The sequence below is a fragment of the Myroides sp. C4067 genome, assembly GCF_038039665.1.
In the GTDB taxonomy this organism is placed as follows: domain Bacteria; phylum Bacteroidota; class Bacteroidia; order Flavobacteriales; family Flavobacteriaceae; genus Flavobacterium; species Flavobacterium odoratimimum.
In genome coordinates, this window is the sequence record NZ_JBBPHJ010000023.1 from 1 (window position 1) to 18,609 (window position 18,609).

At 34.0% G+C, this 18,609-nt stretch carries 18 protein-coding genes; 13 read left to right on the plus strand and 5 right to left on the minus strand.

The window, feature by feature from the left end; all coding sequences use genetic code 11:
* Positions 1-83 precede the first annotated feature (83 nt).
* The 3 genes from AABL87_RS14070 to AABL87_RS14080 all read left to right on the plus strand — a co-directional run bounded on the left by AABL87_RS14070 (position 84) and on the right by AABL87_RS14080 (position 2,045).
* Positions 84-941: a TraB/GumN family protein gene (locus tag AABL87_RS14070; RefSeq protein ID WP_341277518.1), complete on the plus strand. Its 858-nt coding sequence runs from the start codon at positions 84-86 to the stop codon at positions 939-941.
* Between the two features lie 80 nt (positions 942-1,021).
* On the plus strand, positions 1,022-1,462 hold the full coding sequence (locus tag AABL87_RS14075; RefSeq protein ID WP_006266403.1) for an RNA polymerase sigma factor: 441 nt from the start codon (positions 1,022-1,024) through the stop codon (positions 1,460-1,462).
* Positions 1,449-2,045: a hypothetical protein gene (locus AABL87_RS14080; protein ID WP_341277519.1), complete on the plus strand. Its 597-nt coding sequence runs from the start codon at positions 1,449-1,451 to the stop codon at positions 2,043-2,045. Before AABL87_RS14075 ends, AABL87_RS14080 begins: the two co-directional genes overlap by 14 nt.
* Before the next feature lie 41 nt (positions 2,046-2,086).
* Here AABL87_RS14080 and AABL87_RS14085 read toward each other — a convergent pair whose 3' ends face one another.
* From AABL87_RS14085 to AABL87_RS14095, 3 genes are all read right to left on the minus strand, one after another.
* Entirely contained in the window at positions 2,087-4,039 is a 1,953-nt protein-coding gene (locus tag AABL87_RS14085) for a heavy metal translocating P-type ATPase (RefSeq protein WP_341277520.1), read from the minus strand.
* 95 nt (positions 4,040-4,134) lie between these two features.
* Entirely contained in the window at positions 4,135-5,457 is a 1,323-nt protein-coding gene (locus AABL87_RS14090) for an MATE family efflux transporter (protein ID WP_341277521.1), read from the minus strand.
* A gap of 112 nt (positions 5,458-5,569) precedes the next feature.
* Positions 5,570-6,280 carry an OmpW/AlkL family protein gene (locus AABL87_RS14095; RefSeq protein ID WP_006257166.1) on the minus strand — a complete coding sequence of 237 codons (711 nt, stop codon included), beginning with the start codon at positions 6,278-6,280 and terminating at the stop codon, positions 5,570-5,572.
* Positions 6,281-6,508: 228 nt separating this feature from the next.
* Here AABL87_RS14095 and AABL87_RS14100 point away from each other — a divergent pair, with 228 nt between their 5' ends.
* Entirely contained in the window at positions 6,509-6,865 is a 357-nt protein-coding gene (locus AABL87_RS14100) for a CoA-binding protein (protein ID WP_006257165.1), read from the plus strand.
* Positions 6,866-6,911: 46 nt separating this feature from the next.
* Here AABL87_RS14100 and AABL87_RS14105 read toward each other — a convergent pair whose 3' ends face one another.
* Entirely contained in the window at positions 6,912-8,414 is a 1,503-nt protein-coding gene (locus AABL87_RS14105) for a sodium:solute symporter (RefSeq protein ID WP_341277522.1), read from the minus strand.
* Between the two features lie 166 nt (positions 8,415-8,580).
* On the opposite strand from AABL87_RS14105, the gene recR reads away from it, so the two are divergent.
* The 9 genes from recR to AABL87_RS14150 all read left to right on the plus strand — a co-directional run bounded on the left by recR (position 8,581) and on the right by AABL87_RS14150 (position 17,809).
* Positions 8,581-9,201 carry a recombination mediator RecR gene (recR, locus tag AABL87_RS14110; RefSeq protein ID WP_006257163.1) on the plus strand — a complete coding sequence of 207 codons (621 nt, stop codon included), beginning with the start codon at positions 8,581-8,583 and terminating at the stop codon, positions 9,199-9,201.
* Between the two features lie 601 nt (positions 9,202-9,802).
* Positions 9,803-10,036 (plus strand): FeoA family protein, encoded by a 234-nt coding sequence (locus AABL87_RS14115; protein ID WP_006257162.1) that lies wholly within the window; start codon positions 9,803-9,805, stop codon positions 10,034-10,036.
* A 24-nt stretch (positions 10,037-10,060) separates the two neighbouring features.
* Complete coding sequence (feoB, locus tag AABL87_RS14120; protein WP_006257161.1) at positions 10,061-12,238, plus strand: ferrous iron transport protein B; 2,178 nt, start codon at positions 10,061-10,063, stop codon at positions 12,236-12,238.
* A 266-nt stretch (positions 12,239-12,504) separates the two neighbouring features.
* Positions 12,505-13,035, plus strand: coding sequence for a hypothetical protein (locus tag AABL87_RS14125; RefSeq protein ID WP_341277523.1), 531 nt, complete (start codon positions 12,505-12,507; stop codon positions 13,033-13,035).
* 427 nt (positions 13,036-13,462) lie between these two features.
* The gene (locus AABL87_RS14130; RefSeq protein WP_006266408.1) at positions 13,463-13,963 is read left to right on the plus strand and encodes a hypothetical protein; all 501 of its coding nucleotides are present in this window, start codon (positions 13,463-13,465) and stop codon (positions 13,961-13,963) included.
* A gap of 45 nt (positions 13,964-14,008) precedes the next feature.
* Positions 14,009-14,515 carry a hypothetical protein gene (locus AABL87_RS14135; RefSeq protein WP_341277524.1) on the plus strand — a complete coding sequence of 169 codons (507 nt, stop codon included), beginning with the start codon at positions 14,009-14,011 and terminating at the stop codon, positions 14,513-14,515.
* Complete coding sequence (locus tag AABL87_RS14140) at positions 14,505-15,452, plus strand: DUF6175 family protein (RefSeq protein WP_006266410.1); 948 nt, start codon at positions 14,505-14,507, stop codon at positions 15,450-15,452. Before AABL87_RS14135 ends, AABL87_RS14140 begins: the two co-directional genes overlap by 11 nt.
* Positions 15,453-15,460: 8 nt before the next feature.
* The gene (locus AABL87_RS14145) at positions 15,461-16,396 is read left to right on the plus strand and encodes a hypothetical protein (protein ID WP_016649854.1); all 936 of its coding nucleotides are present in this window, start codon (positions 15,461-15,463) and stop codon (positions 16,394-16,396) included.
* Between the two features lie 21 nt (positions 16,397-16,417).
* Positions 16,418-17,809, plus strand: coding sequence for a hypothetical protein (locus tag AABL87_RS14150; protein ID WP_006257155.1), 1,392 nt, complete (start codon positions 16,418-16,420; stop codon positions 17,807-17,809).
* A gap of 83 nt (positions 17,810-17,892) precedes the next feature.
* Here the strand turns inward: AABL87_RS14150 and AABL87_RS14155 are convergent, their stop codons facing one another.
* Positions 17,893-18,558 (minus strand): SanA/YdcF family protein, encoded by a 666-nt coding sequence (locus tag AABL87_RS14155; protein WP_006262908.1) that lies wholly within the window; start codon positions 18,556-18,558, stop codon positions 17,893-17,895.
* Between the last annotated feature and the right edge of the window lie 51 nt (positions 18,559-18,609).

Here is an 18,609-nt window from a genome sequence, read left to right on the forward strand (position 1 = left end):
TCATAGCACAAAGATATTATTTTACACTTTCCTCCCCAACTTTTAACGTTGATCCATTATAACCCTATAAATACTACATAATTATGAAGCGTGTATTTTCTTTTCTTTTATTATTTGTTTTAGTTAGTTTTCAGTGTATTGCTCAAGATATTAATGTATCAGGGAAAAGCTTATTATGGGAAGTTTCTGGAAAGGGCTTGAACAAGCCTTCTTATGTTTTAGGTACATTTCACATTTTGTGTAAGGATGAATTAATTATTAGTGACAAAGTTCAAAAAGCTTTAGATAGCGCAGAGCAATTAGCTTTAGAGGTTAACTTTAGTGATCCTGTTGAATTGGCATATATGCAAAAAATGTTTGTTTCAGAGCAATCTTTATCTTCTCAATTGTCCCAGGAAGAGTTAGCTGTGTTTGGGGCTATTCTGAAGGAAGAATATAATTTAGAACTAGAGCAAGTAAATAACTTTTCAACTATAGCTTTAGTTGGATTAATGATGTCTAAGTTAGTGTCATGTGAAGTTAAAGGATATGATTTAGAACTTTTTGAGAAAGCATTGCAAGCTAATAAATCAATAATTGGTTTAGAATATTTCATTGATCAACAGAAAGTGATGGAAAGTATGTATTCTCCTAAAGAATTGGTCAATCAATTTAAAGAAGTTAACGCATATAAGGAGAATTATAACGAGATGAAGCAATCTTTCTTAGATGAGGATATTGAAGCATTGTATGAGTTTGGAACAGACCCTAAGTTTGTACCAATTGAGTTTAAGAAAGACTTATTAGATAATAGAAATATTAAATGGGTAGCTAAGATGCCAGAAATAATGAAGGAGAAGTCAACAGTATTTGCAGTAGGAAGTGCACATCTTGGTGGAGAGTATGGAGTTCTGAAGTTATTAGAAAAAGAAGGATATCAAGTAAAAGCTGTTTATAATTAGTTAATGTGAGCAAGATTTTAGAACGAACCTTTCTAGATCAAATTGAAAAGCATAAAGGTATTTTATATAAAGTATCTAAGATGTATATGGATAACCAAGAGGATCAAAACGATTTGTATCAAGAAATTGTTTTACAATTGTGGAAGTCTTATACTCGTTTTCAAGGGCAAAGTCAATTCTCTACTTGGATGTATAGAGTGGCTTTAAATACAGCTATTACTTATTTTAAGAAAGCTAAGCAAGTAGTTGAACGTAATGAAGCTTTTGATGAGAAAATGAAGAGTATACAATCAAGTGAAGTTGACATGGTTGTAGAAAGCCAAGTAGAATATTTGTACAGAGCTATCTATTTATTAAATGACGTAGAGAAGGCACTGATATTTCTGTATTTAGAAGGATTCTCTCATCAAGAGATAGGTAGTAATCTTGGTATTTCTGAGGGAAATGCTAGGGTGAAGTTGAATAGAACTAAAAGTAAATTACAAGAAATTATTAAAAATCAAGGCTATGAATTTAGATGATTTAAAAAAATCGTGGCAAGAACAAGATACCTCTAATGTAAAAGTTGGTTCAAAAAAAATAGATGTTACAGCAAGTCGTCTACCATTAGAAAAAATTAGAAAGAATGTTGTAAAAGACATTTGGGCACAGGGATTAAGTATATTGGTTTTGGCTTTTATGCCGTTAGGATATTCCTTATCAGTTGAAAGTTTACACTTCTATTATGTCATATATTTTCTATTTGCTGTTATTACGATTTATTTTTTAGTCAAAATGTATTTGTTTTATCGTACTTCAGAATCTTTTGCAATGAATTCTAGAGATAGTTTGTATGAGGTTTATTTTAGTGTACGGATGTACATTCAACTGTACGAGAATTTTTGTTATTCACTATTACCATTTGTTTGTGTATTTATTCCTCTTTTTGTTGGAGCAAAAAATGATAGTTATTCTGATCTATTTATGAATAAAATATTTATTATAGTATTTGTGATTTTTTTTACTTTAACTTTAATGCTAGTCAAGTATTGGATTAAAAAACTATATGGACAATACTTAAAACAGATAGAAGATACCTTAAATCAGTTTAAGGAACAAGAATAAAAAAATCCCGATTACTATCGGGATTTTTGTTTGTATTAAGGTTATATAAACTTCATCTTTTGAATTCTTACAGCATTAAGGATTGCTAGTAAGGCAACTCCTACATCTGCGAATACAGCTTCCCACATCGTAGCTATTCCACCTGCACCTAGTATAAGTACTATGACTTTAACCACTAAGGCTAGTGTAATATTCTGAATGACTATTTTACGTGTTTCCTTACCTATATGCATTGCAGTCGCAATCTTAGAAGGTTGATCAGTCTGTATCACGACATCAGCTGTTTCTATAGCTGCATCACTTCCTAATCCTCCCATTGCAATACCTACATCACTTAGCGCAAGTACAGGTGCATCATTTATTCCATCTCCTACGAATGCGATTGACATATTCGGATGTTCTTTTTTAAGCTTTTCTACTTGCTCTACCTTACCTTCAGGTAGCAAACCTCCTAATGCTAGATCTATATTGGTTTCTTTGGCTACTTTTTGAGTGATAGTATTTTTATCACCGCTTAGCATTACAGTTTTCTTCACTCCAAGAGATTTCATCAGCTTGATTGCATCCTTAGAGTCAACTTTAATCTGATCAGCAATTGTTATATATCCACTGTATTCTTTATTTATAGCAACGATAACGATACTTTCTACTATATCGTCTATCTCCGTTGGGTAATTAATGTTATAGTGCTTTAAAAGAGCTGTATTACCAACTAGTACTTCTTTGCCATCTACTTTACCCATTAATCCTTTTCCAGATATCTCATGTACCTCTTCTGCAGTTTTGGAAGTAGGATAAGCTTCTACAATTGCCTTCGCAATAGGGTGTGTAGATTGTTTTTCAATAGCAGACACAATATTAACGAATTCAGTTTGTTCAACAGTAGTTTCTACTTTTTGAACTTTGAATACTCCTTCTGTTAGTGTCCCTGTTTTATCCATTACTACGATGTCTAATTTAGCCATTAGTTCTAAGTAATTTGATCCTTTAAACAAGATACCGTTTCTAGAAGCAGCCCCTATTCCTCCAAAGTATCCTAATGGAACGGAGATTACTAAAGCGCAAGGACAAGAAATTACTAAGAATACTAGCGCACGCTCTAACCATGTTTTAAACTCATATCCTTCTCCTAATACAAAATAAGGGATAATCGTCAAAGCAACAGCTAGAAAGAATACGATAGGAGTATATACCTTAGCGAATTTTCTAATATAAAGTTCAGTTGTAGCCTTACGAGCACTTGCTTCCTGTACCATTTGAAGGATTTTAGCAAGAGAACTATCTTGATATAACTTTGTTGTTTTAACCTCGATTACATTCTGTAAGTTAATCATCCCTGTAAGAACAGTTTCTCCTTTCTCGTAAGTACTTGGCTTACTTTCACCTGTTAAGGCAGAAGTATTAAAGCTACCTTTATCCGTTAATAACTCTCCATCTAATGGAATCTTTTCACCTACTTTTACTTGGATAATCTCTCCGATACTTACTTGTTCAGGATTGACAACAGTGTATTCATTGTTTCTAAATACTGTTGCTTCATTAGGACGTATGTCTAGTAGAGCCTTGATATTACCTTTAGCTTTATTTACAGCGCTCTCTTGGAATATTTCACCGATGGTATAGAATATCATTACAGCTACTCCTTCAGGGTATTCACCTATAAAGAAAGCTCCTAACGTAGCTACTCCCATTAACGAGAACTCATTAAAGAAATCTCCTTTGCCTCCTAACTTCACAGCTTCTTTTAGAACAGGGAATGCTACTGGTAGATAAGCGACGATATACCAAGATAACCTCAGTGTATTATTGTTGATAAACCAATCTGCTTTTATAATATTAGCAAGAAAGACTCCTATAAGTAACATAACTAAACTGAAGCCAACAAAGAGCTTCGTGTTTTCTCCTCCGTGGCTGTGGTCATGATCATGGTCGTGTCCATGATTATGATCACTATGGTTATGCGAGTGATTATGATTTGAATGTTCTTGACACATAATTTGATGATTTTTTGTTTTTGTTTAAAGCAAATGTACCACCTTATAATCATTATAAATAATGTCAAGCCATGTTTGCAATGCTGTTGCATTGCTTACTTATCTACGTAATTCTTTTTAAATAAGTACATTAAAGGGAAGCTTCTACAGCACATCCACACTCCGAAAGCAATCCACACACTGTATAATTTGAAATCTAAGTAATCAAACAGTAAGAGGGTAGGAATGAATCCACAGAAGGTGGCAAACAGTAAATTATTGCGAAGTACTTTAGCATCTCCCATACCTTTAAAGATGCCGTCAAAGATATAAGCGAGAGAATTGATAGGTTGCATAAATAGGACTAGCCAAAACACGCTTATAAATACCTTGATAACTTCTGGATCTTGATTGAATAGTAAGCCAATTGGCTTATAAAATGCTGCACAGATAGCTATTAATATCAGAGAAATAATAATAGCGTATTTACTGATACTTTTAGAGAGTGACCACATGGTTTGGTAGTTTTTTTCACCTGCTAGCTTTCCAGACATAGCATTACCAGCACTTGCATAGCCATCTATAAAGAAAGAGAAGAATAACCAGATATTCATCAGTATACTTTGTGCCGCGATGTAACTCTTGCCATAACCTGTGGCATAAGCATTAGCTAAATATATGGCTACATTAAGTGTTGCAGTACGAATAATGAAGTTAAAGCTCATAATGATTAATGGCTTTAGCGAAGGGTTAATCGTTCTTCTTACTCTTAGGTTAAAAGGAGTATGTTTAAAGAAGTAATAGAATGCCATAAGTAACATAATCGTCTGTGCAATCACACTAGCATAAGCTGCCCCTTTGATATGCATAGCGGGCAATATCCCCTCTATACCAAAGACAAAGTAGTACGTTAATACAACATTGATAATAGCTCCAGTTAAGCTACATTTCATTGCCCACATTGTATTCTGTAATCCCCTAAAAACCCCATATAGAGCGAAGGTAATTAGAGTAAGCGGAAATCCCCAAGCACGTATTAAGTAATATTCTTTAGCATAGGTTAGTAATAAGCCTTCTGCATTATAAGCGATAAAGATTTCGTGTACGAAGAAAGTAGTGAATATGAATAGCAGAACACTAAGACAAAAGTTAAACAATATAGCCTGTGGTACTAGGGTCTTTACAGCGAATATTCTATTGGCTCCTAGATGTTGAGATACGGTAGCAGATATAGAAGTTTTAGTTTGTGCTACGATCCATATTATCGCAGATAGAAAAGAACCTACTAAGCCTACAGCACCTAATGCCTCTACACTATTTTCCTTTACATTACCGATGATGGCGATGTCAGTTAGAGAAATTAAGGACTCTGATACCCCTGCAAAAATAGCGGGTATAGCTAGTTTATTAATTTCTTTAAAACTGATTGTAGTTTGCATATCTTATTGTTTTCAATAAAGTTGCAAAGGTCGGTTAAATAATAGACAATAAAAAACCAGCCTCCTATGCAGTACATAGAAGGCTGGTAAAAAAAAATGTCTCATTAAATAATTAAAAACGCATTCCTACACCAAAACCAATTAACATTGGATCTAATTTTACTTTTGCAGGAATATTTAACTGATCAACACCTGTTACACCTGGAGCCACTAAGTTAGTAGCATCAACAGTAACATCTGTTTTTAAGAATAACTTTTTGAAGTCAACGTTGATAAAGAATTTCTCTGTTAAATCAATATCAAAACCGAATTGGTAACCCCAACCAAATTTGTTGTCATATTTTATATCTTTCGCTACACCAGATTTTTCGTTATAGAAAATAGTGTAGTTTACCCCAACCCCAACATAAGGTTTAAATACTTCACCAAATTTGTGGTGGTATTGGAACATTAATGTAGGAGGTAATAAGTATACACTTCCTAAATCTACGTTAGCTGTGCTAGGCCCTTGAGTAATTGGGTTGTCTAAACTTGACCCAATAGTTCCTACAGTATGTCTAGTAGTACCTAAGATTAACTCAGCAGCTAAGTTTTCTGTGAAGAAGTAAGTGAAATCTAATTCTGGGATAAAGTTGTTATTTACATCGATTTGTCCACCGATGATTCCGATATCTGCTCTGTTATGAGGAATAACACCTACTCCACGTAGACGCATTTGCCATTTATAATCTTGTTTCTCAGGTGCACTAGTCGTTTCTTGTGCGAATGTAGAACCGCTTACGAATAATGCAGCTCCTAAAATTGAAAGTAGTAACTTTTTCATAATTGAGATTTTAAATTTCTAGAGTAAAATTACTGTTAAATTTATATCTGAAATATGACTTTTATCATTTATATACTTTTTGTTGTAAAAAAAGTTTAAATATTAGCTAAATTTATAAAATATAATTTATTAAACTAAGTAGATTAGCTTCTAAATATAATATGTTTTGATATATCTATGGTTTAATTTATGTATTTGTGTGATTAATCTGTTAAAAATATAAAAATTATGAAAACATTAGTTGTAGGTGCTTCTTTAAAAGAAGAAAGGTATTCTAATAAAGCAATAAAGATGCTTAGAGAATATGGACATGAGGTAATAGCCCATGGACTAAGAGAAGGAATGGTAGAGGATGTCAATATCCATACTAAATGGTACACAGGAGAAGATATCGATACAGTGACCTTATATCTTAATCCTGCAAGGCAAGTAGAGTACTACGATGAGATTATAAAACTAAAGCCTAGACGTGTAATCTTTAATCCAGGTACGGAGAATAATGAGTTTGTTCAGAAACTATCTGATGCTGGTATTAAGTCTGAAGAAGCCTGTACATTAGTATTACTACGTACAGAGCAGTTCTAGGGATAAAACAATAAAGGTCTTATGAATGCATAAGACCTTTATTGTTTTAATTTATTTTATTTAATGCTTTGCTTTGACTAGTGGAGAGTAATAATAGTACTGTGATTAATCCATTGACAAGTATTAGCTCATTGTCAAAAACATATCCACCTAATAAAGTAGCAGAGTTGTTACTCAACCATAACGTTAAAAACGGCGCTAGTATACATATAATAGGTACTAACTTATCTTTGACAGTTCTATTATTAAATAGAATGGCGAAGGCAAACAGACCTAATAGTGGTCCGTATGTATAAGAGGCTATCTTGAAAATCATACTTACTACAGAGGCATCGTTAATAGTATTGAATAATATAATCACTAAGAACATTAATAAAGAGAACACTAGGTGTACTACCTTTCTCTTCCATACATTAGACGCATCGTCTTTCTTCTTATCCATGTGCAAGAAGTCTATACAGAATGAGGTAGTCAATGCCGTCAGAGCAGAGTCTGTAGTAGCAAATGTAGCCGCTGTCAACCCTAATAAGAATATGATAGCAGGTACTATATTTAGATAGTTAAAAGCAATCTCTGGGAATAGTAAATCTGTTCTAGGCTTACCAGTAGCTAGATCTAGTGGTACTTGGATGCCGTTCTTCTCTGCGTAGATGTATAATAATGCTCCTACACCTAAGAAGAATAGGTTAATCACCACAAAGATGGCTGTGAAAGAATACATATTCTTTTGTGCTTCTTTGATGTTTTTACAACTTAGATTTTTCTGCATAAGATCTTGATCTAATCCTACCATCGCTAGTGTTACAAATATTCCTCCTATAAATTGCTTTAAGAAATGGTATCTAGAAGAGATGAAATCCTCAAAGAAGAATATCTTAGAATAATTGCTGTTTTTTATGGTTTCGAAGGCTTCTACGGCCGAAAGGTCTAGACTGTGACAGATAAAAATAATGGTAAAGATAACAGAGGCAATTAAGAAGAAGGTCTGTAACGTATCTGTAACGATAATGGTTTTTAACCCACCTTTATAAGTATAAGCATAGATCAGTAATAGGGCGATCAGTACCGTAGCAAAGAAAGGTACTCCGAAATAATCGAATACATAGCGCTGTAATACGATAACGACTAGGTATAGTCTAAATGCAGAACCAATCGTTCTACTCAACAAAAATATAGAAGCCGCAGACTTATAACTATAATGCCCAAGCTTCTTCTCTATATAGGTATAGATAGAGACTAAGTTATACTTATAATATAAAGGAAGTAAAACAGAGGCAGTTAATAGAAAACCGACAGCATTACCTAAAACAAATTGAAAATACTTAAACTGTTCACCGTTAGGAGAGCCTACTTCTCCTGGCACGGATATAAAGGTTACCCCTGATAAGGCTGTCCCTATCATCCCAAAAGCGACTAAATACCATTTAGCATTTTTATTAGCACTAAAGAATGCGTCATTACTACTATCTTTTTTACTGATATAATGAGATATACCTATCAGTATTCCGAAGTAGATAATAATAATCGTGATAATGGTTATTGGAGTCATAATAAGTTAATTGTTTTATATGCTTAGAATCCAAAAGTAATTCTTTTTTAGAAATATCAACTATTGCTTTTACAGCTATCAATTATAGAATAGGGCGAGTGCATAAGTCTAGTAGTAGTTTAGAGGAGTAGAGTTATTTATTAGTTTATTTTTTATCTTTGCAGTTATGGAATTTCCTTCAAAATTATTAGAAAAAGCAGTCGAAGAAGTATCACAATTGCCTGGGATAGGTAAGCGTACCGCATTACGACTAATGTTACATATATTAAAACAACCAGAGGAACAAACTCTACACTTAGCAGAAGCCCTATTAAAGCTTAGAAAAGATATTATCTTCTGCAAGAGTTGTTTTAATATATCAGATACAGAGCTATGTGATATCTGTGCTAACGAAGCACGCGATCACCAGACGATATGTGTCGTAGAAGATGTACGCGATGTAATGGCGTTAGAGAATACTCAGATATTTAAAGGAATATACCATGTGCTAGGAGGTAAGATTTCTCCTATAGATGGTATCGGACCTAGCCAGTTAAATATTCAATCTCTAGTAGAAAAGGTAAAAGCAGGGGAGGTAAAAGAAATCATCTTTGCGTTGAGTTCTACTATGGAGGGAGATACGACCAACTTTTATATCTATAAACAGATAAAAGATACGGGTGTCATCACCTCTACTATCGCTAGAGGTATAGCAGTAGGGGATGAGTTAGAGTATGCAGATGAAGTGACCTTAGGTAGAAGTTTAGTACACCGTGTACCTTTTGAGAATGCATTTAAGGCTGTATAGTAGTACAATTTTTAAAAGTTAATCATAGAAGAGTAATTAGTAATTCATACCAATTACTCTTTTTTTATGGATTTAAGTCTGAGATACACGTTGTCTCGTTTAGAAAAGTTTTTTTAGAGCATAGATACATTGAGATTAGTAAGTAATAATATACTTTATCCTAACTTTATATAGGTTGTTTTGTAGATCATAAGATTATAAAAACAAGTGTACAGTTAAAAGCAGGATTATAAACAAGATCTGTACAGCTATAGTAGGACGTGACCCTATTTTTCAGGCAGTGGTCGCATAGTGGTCGGCTTGTGGTCGCATAATGGTCGCATAGTTTTGGCTATTTTTAATGCGACCACTATGCGATCATTACCCTATAAGTATGGTAGAATATAAAGTAGCTTTGTAATGATGTGTATAATGGTAGAGTAATAAATTGTATTATAATAAGATAGTATGAAAGGCTTGTTTATGATAGCTGTATTGGCTTTCTAGCTTATAAATAGACTCATAACCTTAAATTAGAATGTTTTTATATAGAGGTTTTAACACTAAATTAATTGTTAGGCTTGTCTAATTTTGTAATTTTACACATCTAAAGAAAATTGTAATGAATTTATCAGAACTAGCTAAAGGAGAAAAAGCTACTATACAAGGTATAAAGCGAGGATGTCCTGTGGAGGTACATCAGCGTTTCTTAGACTTAGGGTTTGTTCCTGGTGCTGAAATATATATCCATAATATCAGCCCACTAAAGGATCCTGTAGCTTATTCTATCTATAATACTATCATTTCGTTGAGAAAAGAGGATGCAGAGATGGTATTAGTGACTTTAGCTAATTAAATTATAAAAGAAGGGAAAAAAATTATGGCGCAATCAGCCTGTGATATTTGTGATCTTAATGCAACAGCAGAATTAAAAAAACTAGGGGAGTCATCTGGTAAGTTTGATTATACTATCGCTCTAGCAGGAAATCCAAATACAGGTAAGAGCACAATCTTCAATGCTCTTACTGGTCTAAAACAACATACTGGAAACTGGCCAGGAAAAACAGTTACACGTGCAGAAGGAAACTTTCAGTTTAAGGATAGTAAGTATAAGATAATCGACCTTCCGGGTACTTACTCACTGATGTCTACTTCTGAAGATGAAGAGGTAGCACGAGATTTTATTTTATTTGGTCGCCCTAATGTCACTGTAGTAGTGGTAGATGCTGGTCGACTAGAACGTCATCTTAGCTTAGTAGTACAGATACAGGAGATTACGAATAAGGTGGTGGTGTGTCTGAATCTGATGGATGAGGCTCAGCGCCATGGTGTAGAAATAGACGTGAGAGGGTTATCTCGTGATCTAGGAGTACCTGTGATCCCTACTTCTGCAAGAAGAAAAGAAGGTATTACAGACTTATTAGTAGCAATAGATCAAGTAGCAACAGGTAAATATGTGCCTGAGCATAAGACAATATCTGGTATATCTGGAGAATCTCGTGAGGCAGTACAGCAGGTAGCTTCTAAGTTATTAGCTATAGATGCGGATTTGCCTAGTCCGTCATGGCTAGCGATGAGATTGATACAACAAGATACTACTATTCAGTCCGCTTTAGTGAACCAAACGTTATCTACTAAAGTCAATAATGAAAATATAAAAGAGGTGATAACGTTAGCAGCTCATTATCATGAGAAGCTAGGATTAGACTATTCTGATAATGTGGCTGGGGCTATCTTCACTCAAGTATCGAAGACAGTGAAGAGCACTGTAAAATCAGATATGAATCAGCGCGCGTTCAGAGTAGATCGAATGATCGATAATGTAGTGACGAGTAAGCGATTTGGCTTTCCTATTATGTTATTGATGCTTGGAGGTATTCTATGGCTGACTATTATCGGGTCTAACTATCCATCTAGTGCATTATCAACATTGTTATTAGAAGAGTTATATCCTATATTAAAGAGTGGAGCAGAGAGTCTTCATTTTCCATGGTGGTTATCAGGGTTTTTAGTAGATGGAGTATATCTAGCTACAGCTTGGGTTATAGCAGTAATGTTACCACCTATGGCTATATTCTTCCCTCTGTTTACCTTATTAGAAGATTTTGGGTATCTACCAAGAGTAGCATTTAACCTAGATCGACTTTTTAAAGGGGCAGGAGCACATGGTAAGCAAGCTTTGACAATGAGTATGGGATTCGGATGTAATGCTGCTGGAGTGGTCTCTACTCGTATTATTAATAGTCCTCGAGAAAAGCTAATCGCTATCATTACGAATAACTTTTCGCTGTGTAATGGTCGTTGGCCTACACAGATATTGATGGCAAGTATCTTTATCGGAGCCTTAGTACCATCGTATTTGTCTAATACTATCTCTACGCTTGCAGTAGTGGGAATCGTGGTATTAGGAATAGGATTTACATTCTTTACTTCATGGATGCTGTCTAAGACTATGCTAAAAGGGCAGGCTTCTTTCTTTACCTTAGAATTGCCTCCTTATAGACCGCCGAGAGTATTACAGACGATCTATACATCATTAATTGATAGAACACTTATTGTATTATGGAGAGCTATTGTATTTGCAGCACCTGCAGGAGCAGTTATTTGGTTGATCTGTAATATTGATATAGGAGATAAGAGTATAGCATTATGGACTATACAAGGTTTAGATCCTATCGGTATCTTCTTAGGGTTAAATGGAGTTATTCTATTAGCTTATATCGTAGCTATTCCTGCTAATGAGATTGTTATTCCTACGGTATTAATGTTGACTGCTATGGTATTAGGAGATGCTTCTATCGGTGAAGGCGCTGGTGTGATGTTTGAGGTATCGGATGGAGAGATAGCGACTATCTTGCACATGGCAGGGTGGACTACATTGACAGGAGTGAACTTGATGTTGTTCAGTTTACTGCACAATCCATGTAGTACTACGATATATACGATATATAAAGAAACGAATAGTGTGAAGTGGACTACTATAGCTTCATTATTACCAGTTCTTTTTGGAGTTATTGTGTGTTTTGTCGTAGCGCAGTTATGGTATTTATTTACCTAATTTAGTAAGAGTATAATTATATTTATTATAGTATCCCCTTCTTCATTTGATATGGAGAAGGGGATTTTCTTTATATGATTATAGAATTACTTTATTATTGGGCGAATCACGAGATTATATGATGGATAATATAGGTTCTCTTAGTGTAAGTACATATTTTATGTGAATTAACTCTTTATGTTTGTCACCTTGTATGCGAATTGTTTTATTTGACTAATGATCTTTATAGAGATAGAGGTCATTTTTTAATTTTAAAAAAATGAGCTATGAGACGAGTTTTAGTATTAGGAGCATTGCTAGTCTTTACTAGTATATATGCGCAATCACCTAAGAATAGTAAACAGACAGATTATGAAGTAAGTGCTTCGGAGTTATTAGATAAAGGAGAGTATTACAAACTAACAGAAAGTCAAAGGACTAAGATTATAGAACGAAAGCGTACTATCGGTAGAGAGTTTGAAGCGATAGGACGTGACCGTTCACTGTCAGGTAGAGAAAAAGGTTTAAAAAAGAGAGAGTTAGCAAGGAGTTTTAGACAGGATATTTATATTATCCTTAATGACTCTCAGAAGGTGAAGTGGGATAAGGCATCTCATCATAAGTATCAAAATAAAAGCTATAAGAATGATATAGAGCACCAGTTAGATATGTTAGAGATAGAGTATGAAAGAGATATTAAAAATATCGAAATCATCTATAAGGACAATGATTCTAAAAGAAAGATAGCAAAGAATAATAGAAAAGCGGAATATAAACAACAGAAAGCGACACTTAAGAGACAAAAAGATAAGCTGTAATACTGTTTTTATAATACAACATGTTAGAAATACCCCCTTAATAAACGGTTTGTTTGTTAAGGGGGTATTTTCGTTTAAGAGATATGTAAAAAATGTACAAAATGTAAAGGTGTGATAAGGAGATTAGTCAGTATTGAGATTTTTGTGATAGGTCGCTATCATAACAAAATGAAGTAAATCAAATATCAAGTAGGTATGCTTCTAATTTGTTTTGTGTAAAATAGTTGATTAATACTAGCAAAGAGTTGAATAGTAGTATGGTTGCCTCATAAAAAATATTCTTTCACCCATTTATTTATGGTTTTATTGACTTTGGCACGATGTGTTTGAATAGTATAAGTGTTTTTTGAATTTTATTTATTTATATGATCTAAATTTGTGTTAAAAATACACGATAAAATATTTGTATAACATAAAGTTTTGAAAAATGAATAGATATCTACTTGTTTTAGTATGTGCAGTATTAACTTTCTCTGCTCATATAAGTTTCGCTTCTAGTCCTAAAAAAGAAGCAGCTCAATGGAAATATGATATTGAGTGTGCAGGTACAGGAAGTGAAGGAACATTCTTAGTAAAGATATGGACGTACAGTAATAAGGCTGTGATTCCTAATGAAGAGGCTAAGAAAAATGCTGTACACGGAGTTTTGTTTCGTGGTTTTGCAGCGAATGGAGTAGGGTGTGTTTCTCAACGTCCTCTTATAAAAGATGCTTCAGTTCAACATGAAAAAGCAGATTACTTCAATACTTTCTTTGGTAAAGAAAGTCCTTATTTAAAATATGCTTCTATTTCTTCTTCAGTTCCAGAAGTAATCAAGGTAAGTAAAAAAGAATACAAAGTAGGATATGTGGTATCTGTATCTAAAGATTTATTACGTAAAGACTTAGAAGTAGCAGGTATCGTTAAGAGTTTATCTGCTGGATTCTAATCAACTTATATGTACGCTGGTACTACTAATTAAAAAAATAATAGGATGATCAATAAAGTAATTCGGTTATCCGTACTATCTCTAATACTCTTAGTTCTGTCGTGTAAAAGCAAGCCTACTAATACTATGGCTAGCTTCTATACTGGTAAGACAGTAGAGTGTGTGAGTGCAGATATGTACGGTAATGAAGTAGTACAAGTATATGCTACTGGTAAGAATAGGAGTGCGGCTATCGCTGAAGCTAAAGAGATGGCTATAAAAACAGTAATGTTTCAGGGAATCGTAACGGATAAAAGAGAGTGTTCTGTAAAACCTATCGTAACTGAGCCTAATGCTGAAGAGAAGTATAAAAAGTACTTCGACAAATTCTTTAAAAAAGGAGGTAAGAATAGAAAGTATACCTCTGTAAAGAGAGCAGCATTTCAAAGTAATGTGGTTAAACACGGAATCAGTTATGAATCTTATAGTGTAGAGGTAACTGTAGCTCGCAAAGAGATAATTAAAAAACTTGAAAAAGATAAAATTGTAAAAATAAAAAGCTATGAAAAATAAATTTTTGACTATTTGTCTATGCCTTTTGAGTGTAGGAATGTTTGCACAAGCTAAGAAACCATCTTTAATGGTGGTTCCTTCTGACTCATGGTGTACAAAGAATAGAGTAATGGAAGTATATTATAACCAAGGGGTAGAAGAATATATTCCAGATTATAAATTAGCACTTTTACATTCTGATTTGATGAATGTAATTTCTAAGATTAATATTCTAATGGCAGATAGAGGATTCCCTCTTAAAGACTTATCTGCAACGATGAAAGCTATTAATAAAACTAATGCTGAGAATAACTTGATTACAAGTAAAGCTTCTGGTGCAGCATTAGCAGAAAGCCCATTAGATAGAGTAAGACGTACAGCTAAGTCTGATATTATATTAGAGGTAGATTGGACTATCAATGCTACAGGACCTAAGAAGTCTATTACTTATAACTTAAGAGCTTTAGATGCTTATACAAGTAAACAAGTAGCAGGTGCTCAAGGTACTGGAGCACCATCTTTCTCAGCTGATGTAGCTGTGTTATTAGAAGAAGCTGTATTAGTGAATATGGACAGTTTCGTTAATCAGTTACAAGCTCACTTCGATGACTTATTAACAAACGGAAGAGAGGTAACACTAGATATTTTAGTATTTGACAATGGATCAGGTGTTGATTTAGAAACTGAGTTTGATGGAACTGAGTTAACAGAGGTTATTGATAACTGGTTAGCAGAGAAAACAGTTAATCACCGTTTTAGTAAAGCAGATGCTACAGAGACAATGACTTTATATGAGAGTGTACGTATTCCTCTTTATAAAGCTAATGGTATGGCTCAGGACACCGATGGTTTTGCTCGTGAGTTAAGAACTTTCTTAAAGAAAGCACCATATAATTTAGAAGCTAAATTAATCAACAGAGGATTAGGAAGAGCTGCTTTAGTCATCGGAGAGAAATAAGAAGTACAATGAATAGAGTTATAGGAAAAGTATCTGTAGCCTTATTGTTATTCACAAGTTTGTTTACGTATGGACAAACGGATAAATGTGAGATATCATTAATGGCTTCTATACCAGAGCAGACAGATGGTTTGTACTCTGGAGCCGAGGGGCAACTAAAGACTAAGTTAAAAAGTATAGTTGCAGCTAATGGATTAGGTTCTTCAGATGGTTATGCTCAGTTTGCTATTACACCTGAGTTTAATGTAGTAGAAAAGAATATACTACCTGGCCCACCCAGATCTTTTGTATTAGACTTAGAGATGAATTTGTTTATTGGTGATTCTTTTGGGCAAAAGGTATTTGCATCAACTTCAGTAAACTTAAAAGGAGTCGGTGAGAGTGAAACTAAGGCTTATATCAATGCATTTAAAAAGCTAAATGCAAAGAATAAAGATGTAGTTGCTTTTATAGAAGATAGTAAGAAGAAGATTATAGCATACTATGATGGGAATTATACTACTATAATCAAGAAAGCAGAAAGCTTAGCTAACCAAAAAAACTTTGAAGAAGCGATGTTTTTATTAACAGCGATTCCAGAGTGTAGTAAAGGTTATGATGCAGGTATGAAAGCTGCTGAAAAAGTTTATCAGTTGTATGTAGATCATGCTTGTATGGAAAACTTTAATAAGGCTAAGGCTGCATGGAATGCACAGCAAGATGCTTATGGAGCACATGAAGCTGGTCAATACTTAGTAACTATTTTCCCAGAATCTAAGTGTTATTCAGCTGCGATAGCTTTACAACGCGAGATGAAGGCACAGGTAAAAGCTGATCTAGACTTTGAAATTAAAATGTACAATGATGCAGTAAGTTTAGAGCAACAAAGAATCGAGGCATGGAAAGCTGTTGGTACTGCATTTGCTAAAAGAAAAGGAGACACTTATGTTGTCTTAAGAAGATAATACTCAAAAAAAAATACTAATATGAATAAAATAACATTTATGATTACTGCTTCATTAGTAGTATCATCAATTGCAGCTTTTGCTCAAGATAAAAAACAAGTAGCTGATGACTATATGCGTAGTTCATTATATACTATCATCGTGGATGACCACGGTATTAATGGAAATGGGAACTTAAAAGGACAAATCATTAAAGAGACATTCTTTAAAACACCTCTTCCAGAGAAGTTTAATGACCATAACTTAGATAAGTCTTTACGTTCTTTTAAACCTAGTCAATATCCAGTAACAGAAGCAGAGATTGCTGCTGTTGGAGGAAAAGAAGACTCTGGTAAGAAAAAAGGAGGATTAGGTAAGTCTCTAGGTAAATTCGGTAAGAGTGTAGCTAGTGATAACACTGCAGGTGTGGTAGATACTACTAGTACTGATAAAGTAACAGCTCAATTTATCAAGTTCTTAGCTCAGAATAATGTTGGAGATAAGTTAGTTGCTAAATGGTTTAATGCAGGTAAATATGATGCGTCTACTCAATCTCCTTATAATATGGAGTTGATCAAAGAACGTGGATTATACAATGCTTCTGTATTTGATAAAGATATTGCTGATAAATCAACTAGAGGTAAAGCAATGTTAGAAGATGCAGGAGAGAACTTAATTTCTAATACATTCGTAGTAGGAGTACGTTTTAACTATATCAGTAAAGAAGAAATGGCTAGACAATTGTCAGCTACGACTGCTGCTGTTACTGGATTAATTGGAGGTAAAGCAGCTGCAACTACTAACTCTGCTGTACAATCAGGAGCTTCTGTAGCAGGTAAAGGATATGTAGTTAAAGCAACAGCATTCTTATTCCAATTAGATTGGACTGAAGAAGCTGCAGCTACATTCTATACAAAATACTACAATGCAAACAGCGCTGATCAGTTTATCAAATCAGGATTATTTAAATTAAAATTAGTAGGAACAGAAACTGCTTGGGCAGATATTCAATCTACTACTTTCTCTAAAGTTTCTGAAAAAGAATTGGTAGAGCGTGCAGCTGTTCGTTCTATTGATAATGTAATTGCTAAATTACAGAAGAAATATGAGCCTTTCCGTACTAAAACTCCTCTTGCTACAACTGAGTCTGAAATTACAGCATTCATTGGTATGAAAGAAGATGTAGAGGCTGGTGATAAATTTGAAGTATTAGAGAAAACAGAAGATCCAGAAACTAAGGTTACAAAATATAAAAGAGTTACAGTTATTAAAGCTGAGAAAAATAAAATATGGGATAACCGATTTGAAGCTGATGTAGAACAAGCTGAGAATGCTGCAAATAATGCAGGTGAAGTACAAAAGATTAAAGCTACTTCATTCTCTGGTAACGCTAAGAACATTTACCCAGGTATGTTAATTAGACAAATTAATTAACATTCGAGTATTTTGTTAATATTTTTTTGCGCACAAAGTCCCTGATCTTTCAGGGACTTTGTTTTTATAGAAAGAGCTCAAGGTTATTTATCTTGAGCTCTTTCTTGTATTATACCTTCTCCTATTTGAACAGGAGCTCCTAGGTGTTTAGGCTTTTTGTTGATTAGGTTATCTAATAATACCTTTACTCTAGCGAACTTTTCTCTAAGCATGGTTTTAAAACCAAAGTTACGAGAGACATCTTGTGCGTTATAAGCAACTGTTTTAAGATCAAGATGGTTAGCTATGTAGACAGCTCTTTCATTGTGAAAGGGTTGAGAGATAATTGTAAAACTATCTTGTCCAAAGATAGCTTGCATTCGATAGACAGAGTCTAATGTACGTAGTCCTGCATAATCTAGGTATATCTTTTCTTTAGGAACACCCTGTTCTATTAGGGCTTGTTCCATATCTTTAGGTTCGTTATAGTCATTGCGACTGTGGTCACCACTTACTACGATATAATCTATTTTGCCTGCTTTATAGAGAGCTGCTGTAGCTTCTATTCTATAGGTGAAGTAGTAGTTTACATAACCACTAGCAAGCAACTTAGTAGTTCCGAGTACCATACCCACTTTGTTGTGAGGTATTTCATTTACAGAGCTATACAGTTGTTCTTTGGTAGTATTAGTTACTCTATAGTTTGCAAACCATATAAGGAATAAGGCGAGTAGTGCTAAGTAGAAAGTGTATTTAAAGATCTTTTTCATAGTTGTATAATAGCAATTGTTAAGATCAAATATAAAGCAAAAAACGTTAGT

Excerpts from the sequence above, each read along its gene's own strand:
- AABL87_RS14070 (WP_341277518.1), top strand. The coding sequence starts at position 84 with ATGAAGCGTGTATTTTCTTTTCTTTTATTATTTGTTTTAGTTAGTTTT.
- AABL87_RS14075 (WP_006266403.1), top strand. The coding sequence starts at position 1,022 with ATGTATATGGATAACCAAGAGGATCAAAACGATTTGTATCAAGAAATT.
- AABL87_RS14080 (WP_341277519.1), top strand. The coding sequence starts at position 1,449 with ATGAATTTAGATGATTTAAAAAAATCGTGGCAAGAACAAGATACCTCT.
- AABL87_RS14085 (WP_341277520.1), bottom strand. The coding sequence starts at position 4,039 with ATGTGTCAAGAACATTCAAATCATAATCACTCGCATAACCATAGTGAT.
- AABL87_RS14090 (WP_341277521.1), bottom strand. The coding sequence starts at position 5,457 with ATGCAAACTACAATCAGTTTTAAAGAAATTAATAAACTAGCTATACCC.
- AABL87_RS14095 (WP_006257166.1), bottom strand. The coding sequence starts at position 6,280 with ATGAAAAAGTTACTACTTTCAATTTTAGGAGCTGCATTATTCGTAAGC.
- AABL87_RS14100 (WP_006257165.1), top strand. The coding sequence starts at position 6,509 with ATGAAAACATTAGTTGTAGGTGCTTCTTTAAAAGAAGAAAGGTATTCT.
- AABL87_RS14105 (WP_341277522.1), bottom strand. The coding sequence starts at position 8,414 with ATGACTCCAATAACCATTATCACGATTATTATTATCTACTTCGGAATA.
- recR (WP_006257163.1), top strand. The coding sequence starts at position 8,581 with ATGGAATTTCCTTCAAAATTATTAGAAAAAGCAGTCGAAGAAGTATCA.
- AABL87_RS14115 (WP_006257162.1), top strand. The coding sequence starts at position 9,803 with ATGAATTTATCAGAACTAGCTAAAGGAGAAAAAGCTACTATACAAGGT.
- feoB (WP_006257161.1), top strand. The coding sequence starts at position 10,061 with ATGGCGCAATCAGCCTGTGATATTTGTGATCTTAATGCAACAGCAGAA.
- AABL87_RS14125 (WP_341277523.1), top strand. The coding sequence starts at position 12,505 with ATGAGACGAGTTTTAGTATTAGGAGCATTGCTAGTCTTTACTAGTATA.
- AABL87_RS14130 (WP_006266408.1), top strand. The coding sequence starts at position 13,463 with ATGAATAGATATCTACTTGTTTTAGTATGTGCAGTATTAACTTTCTCT.
- AABL87_RS14135 (WP_341277524.1), top strand. The coding sequence starts at position 14,009 with ATGATCAATAAAGTAATTCGGTTATCCGTACTATCTCTAATACTCTTA.
- AABL87_RS14140 (WP_006266410.1), top strand. The coding sequence starts at position 14,505 with ATGAAAAATAAATTTTTGACTATTTGTCTATGCCTTTTGAGTGTAGGA.
- AABL87_RS14145 (WP_016649854.1), top strand. The coding sequence starts at position 15,461 with ATGAATAGAGTTATAGGAAAAGTATCTGTAGCCTTATTGTTATTCACA.
- AABL87_RS14150 (WP_006257155.1), top strand. The coding sequence starts at position 16,418 with ATGAATAAAATAACATTTATGATTACTGCTTCATTAGTAGTATCATCA.
- AABL87_RS14155 (WP_006262908.1), bottom strand. The coding sequence starts at position 18,558 with ATGAAAAAGATCTTTAAATACACTTTCTACTTAGCACTACTCGCCTTA.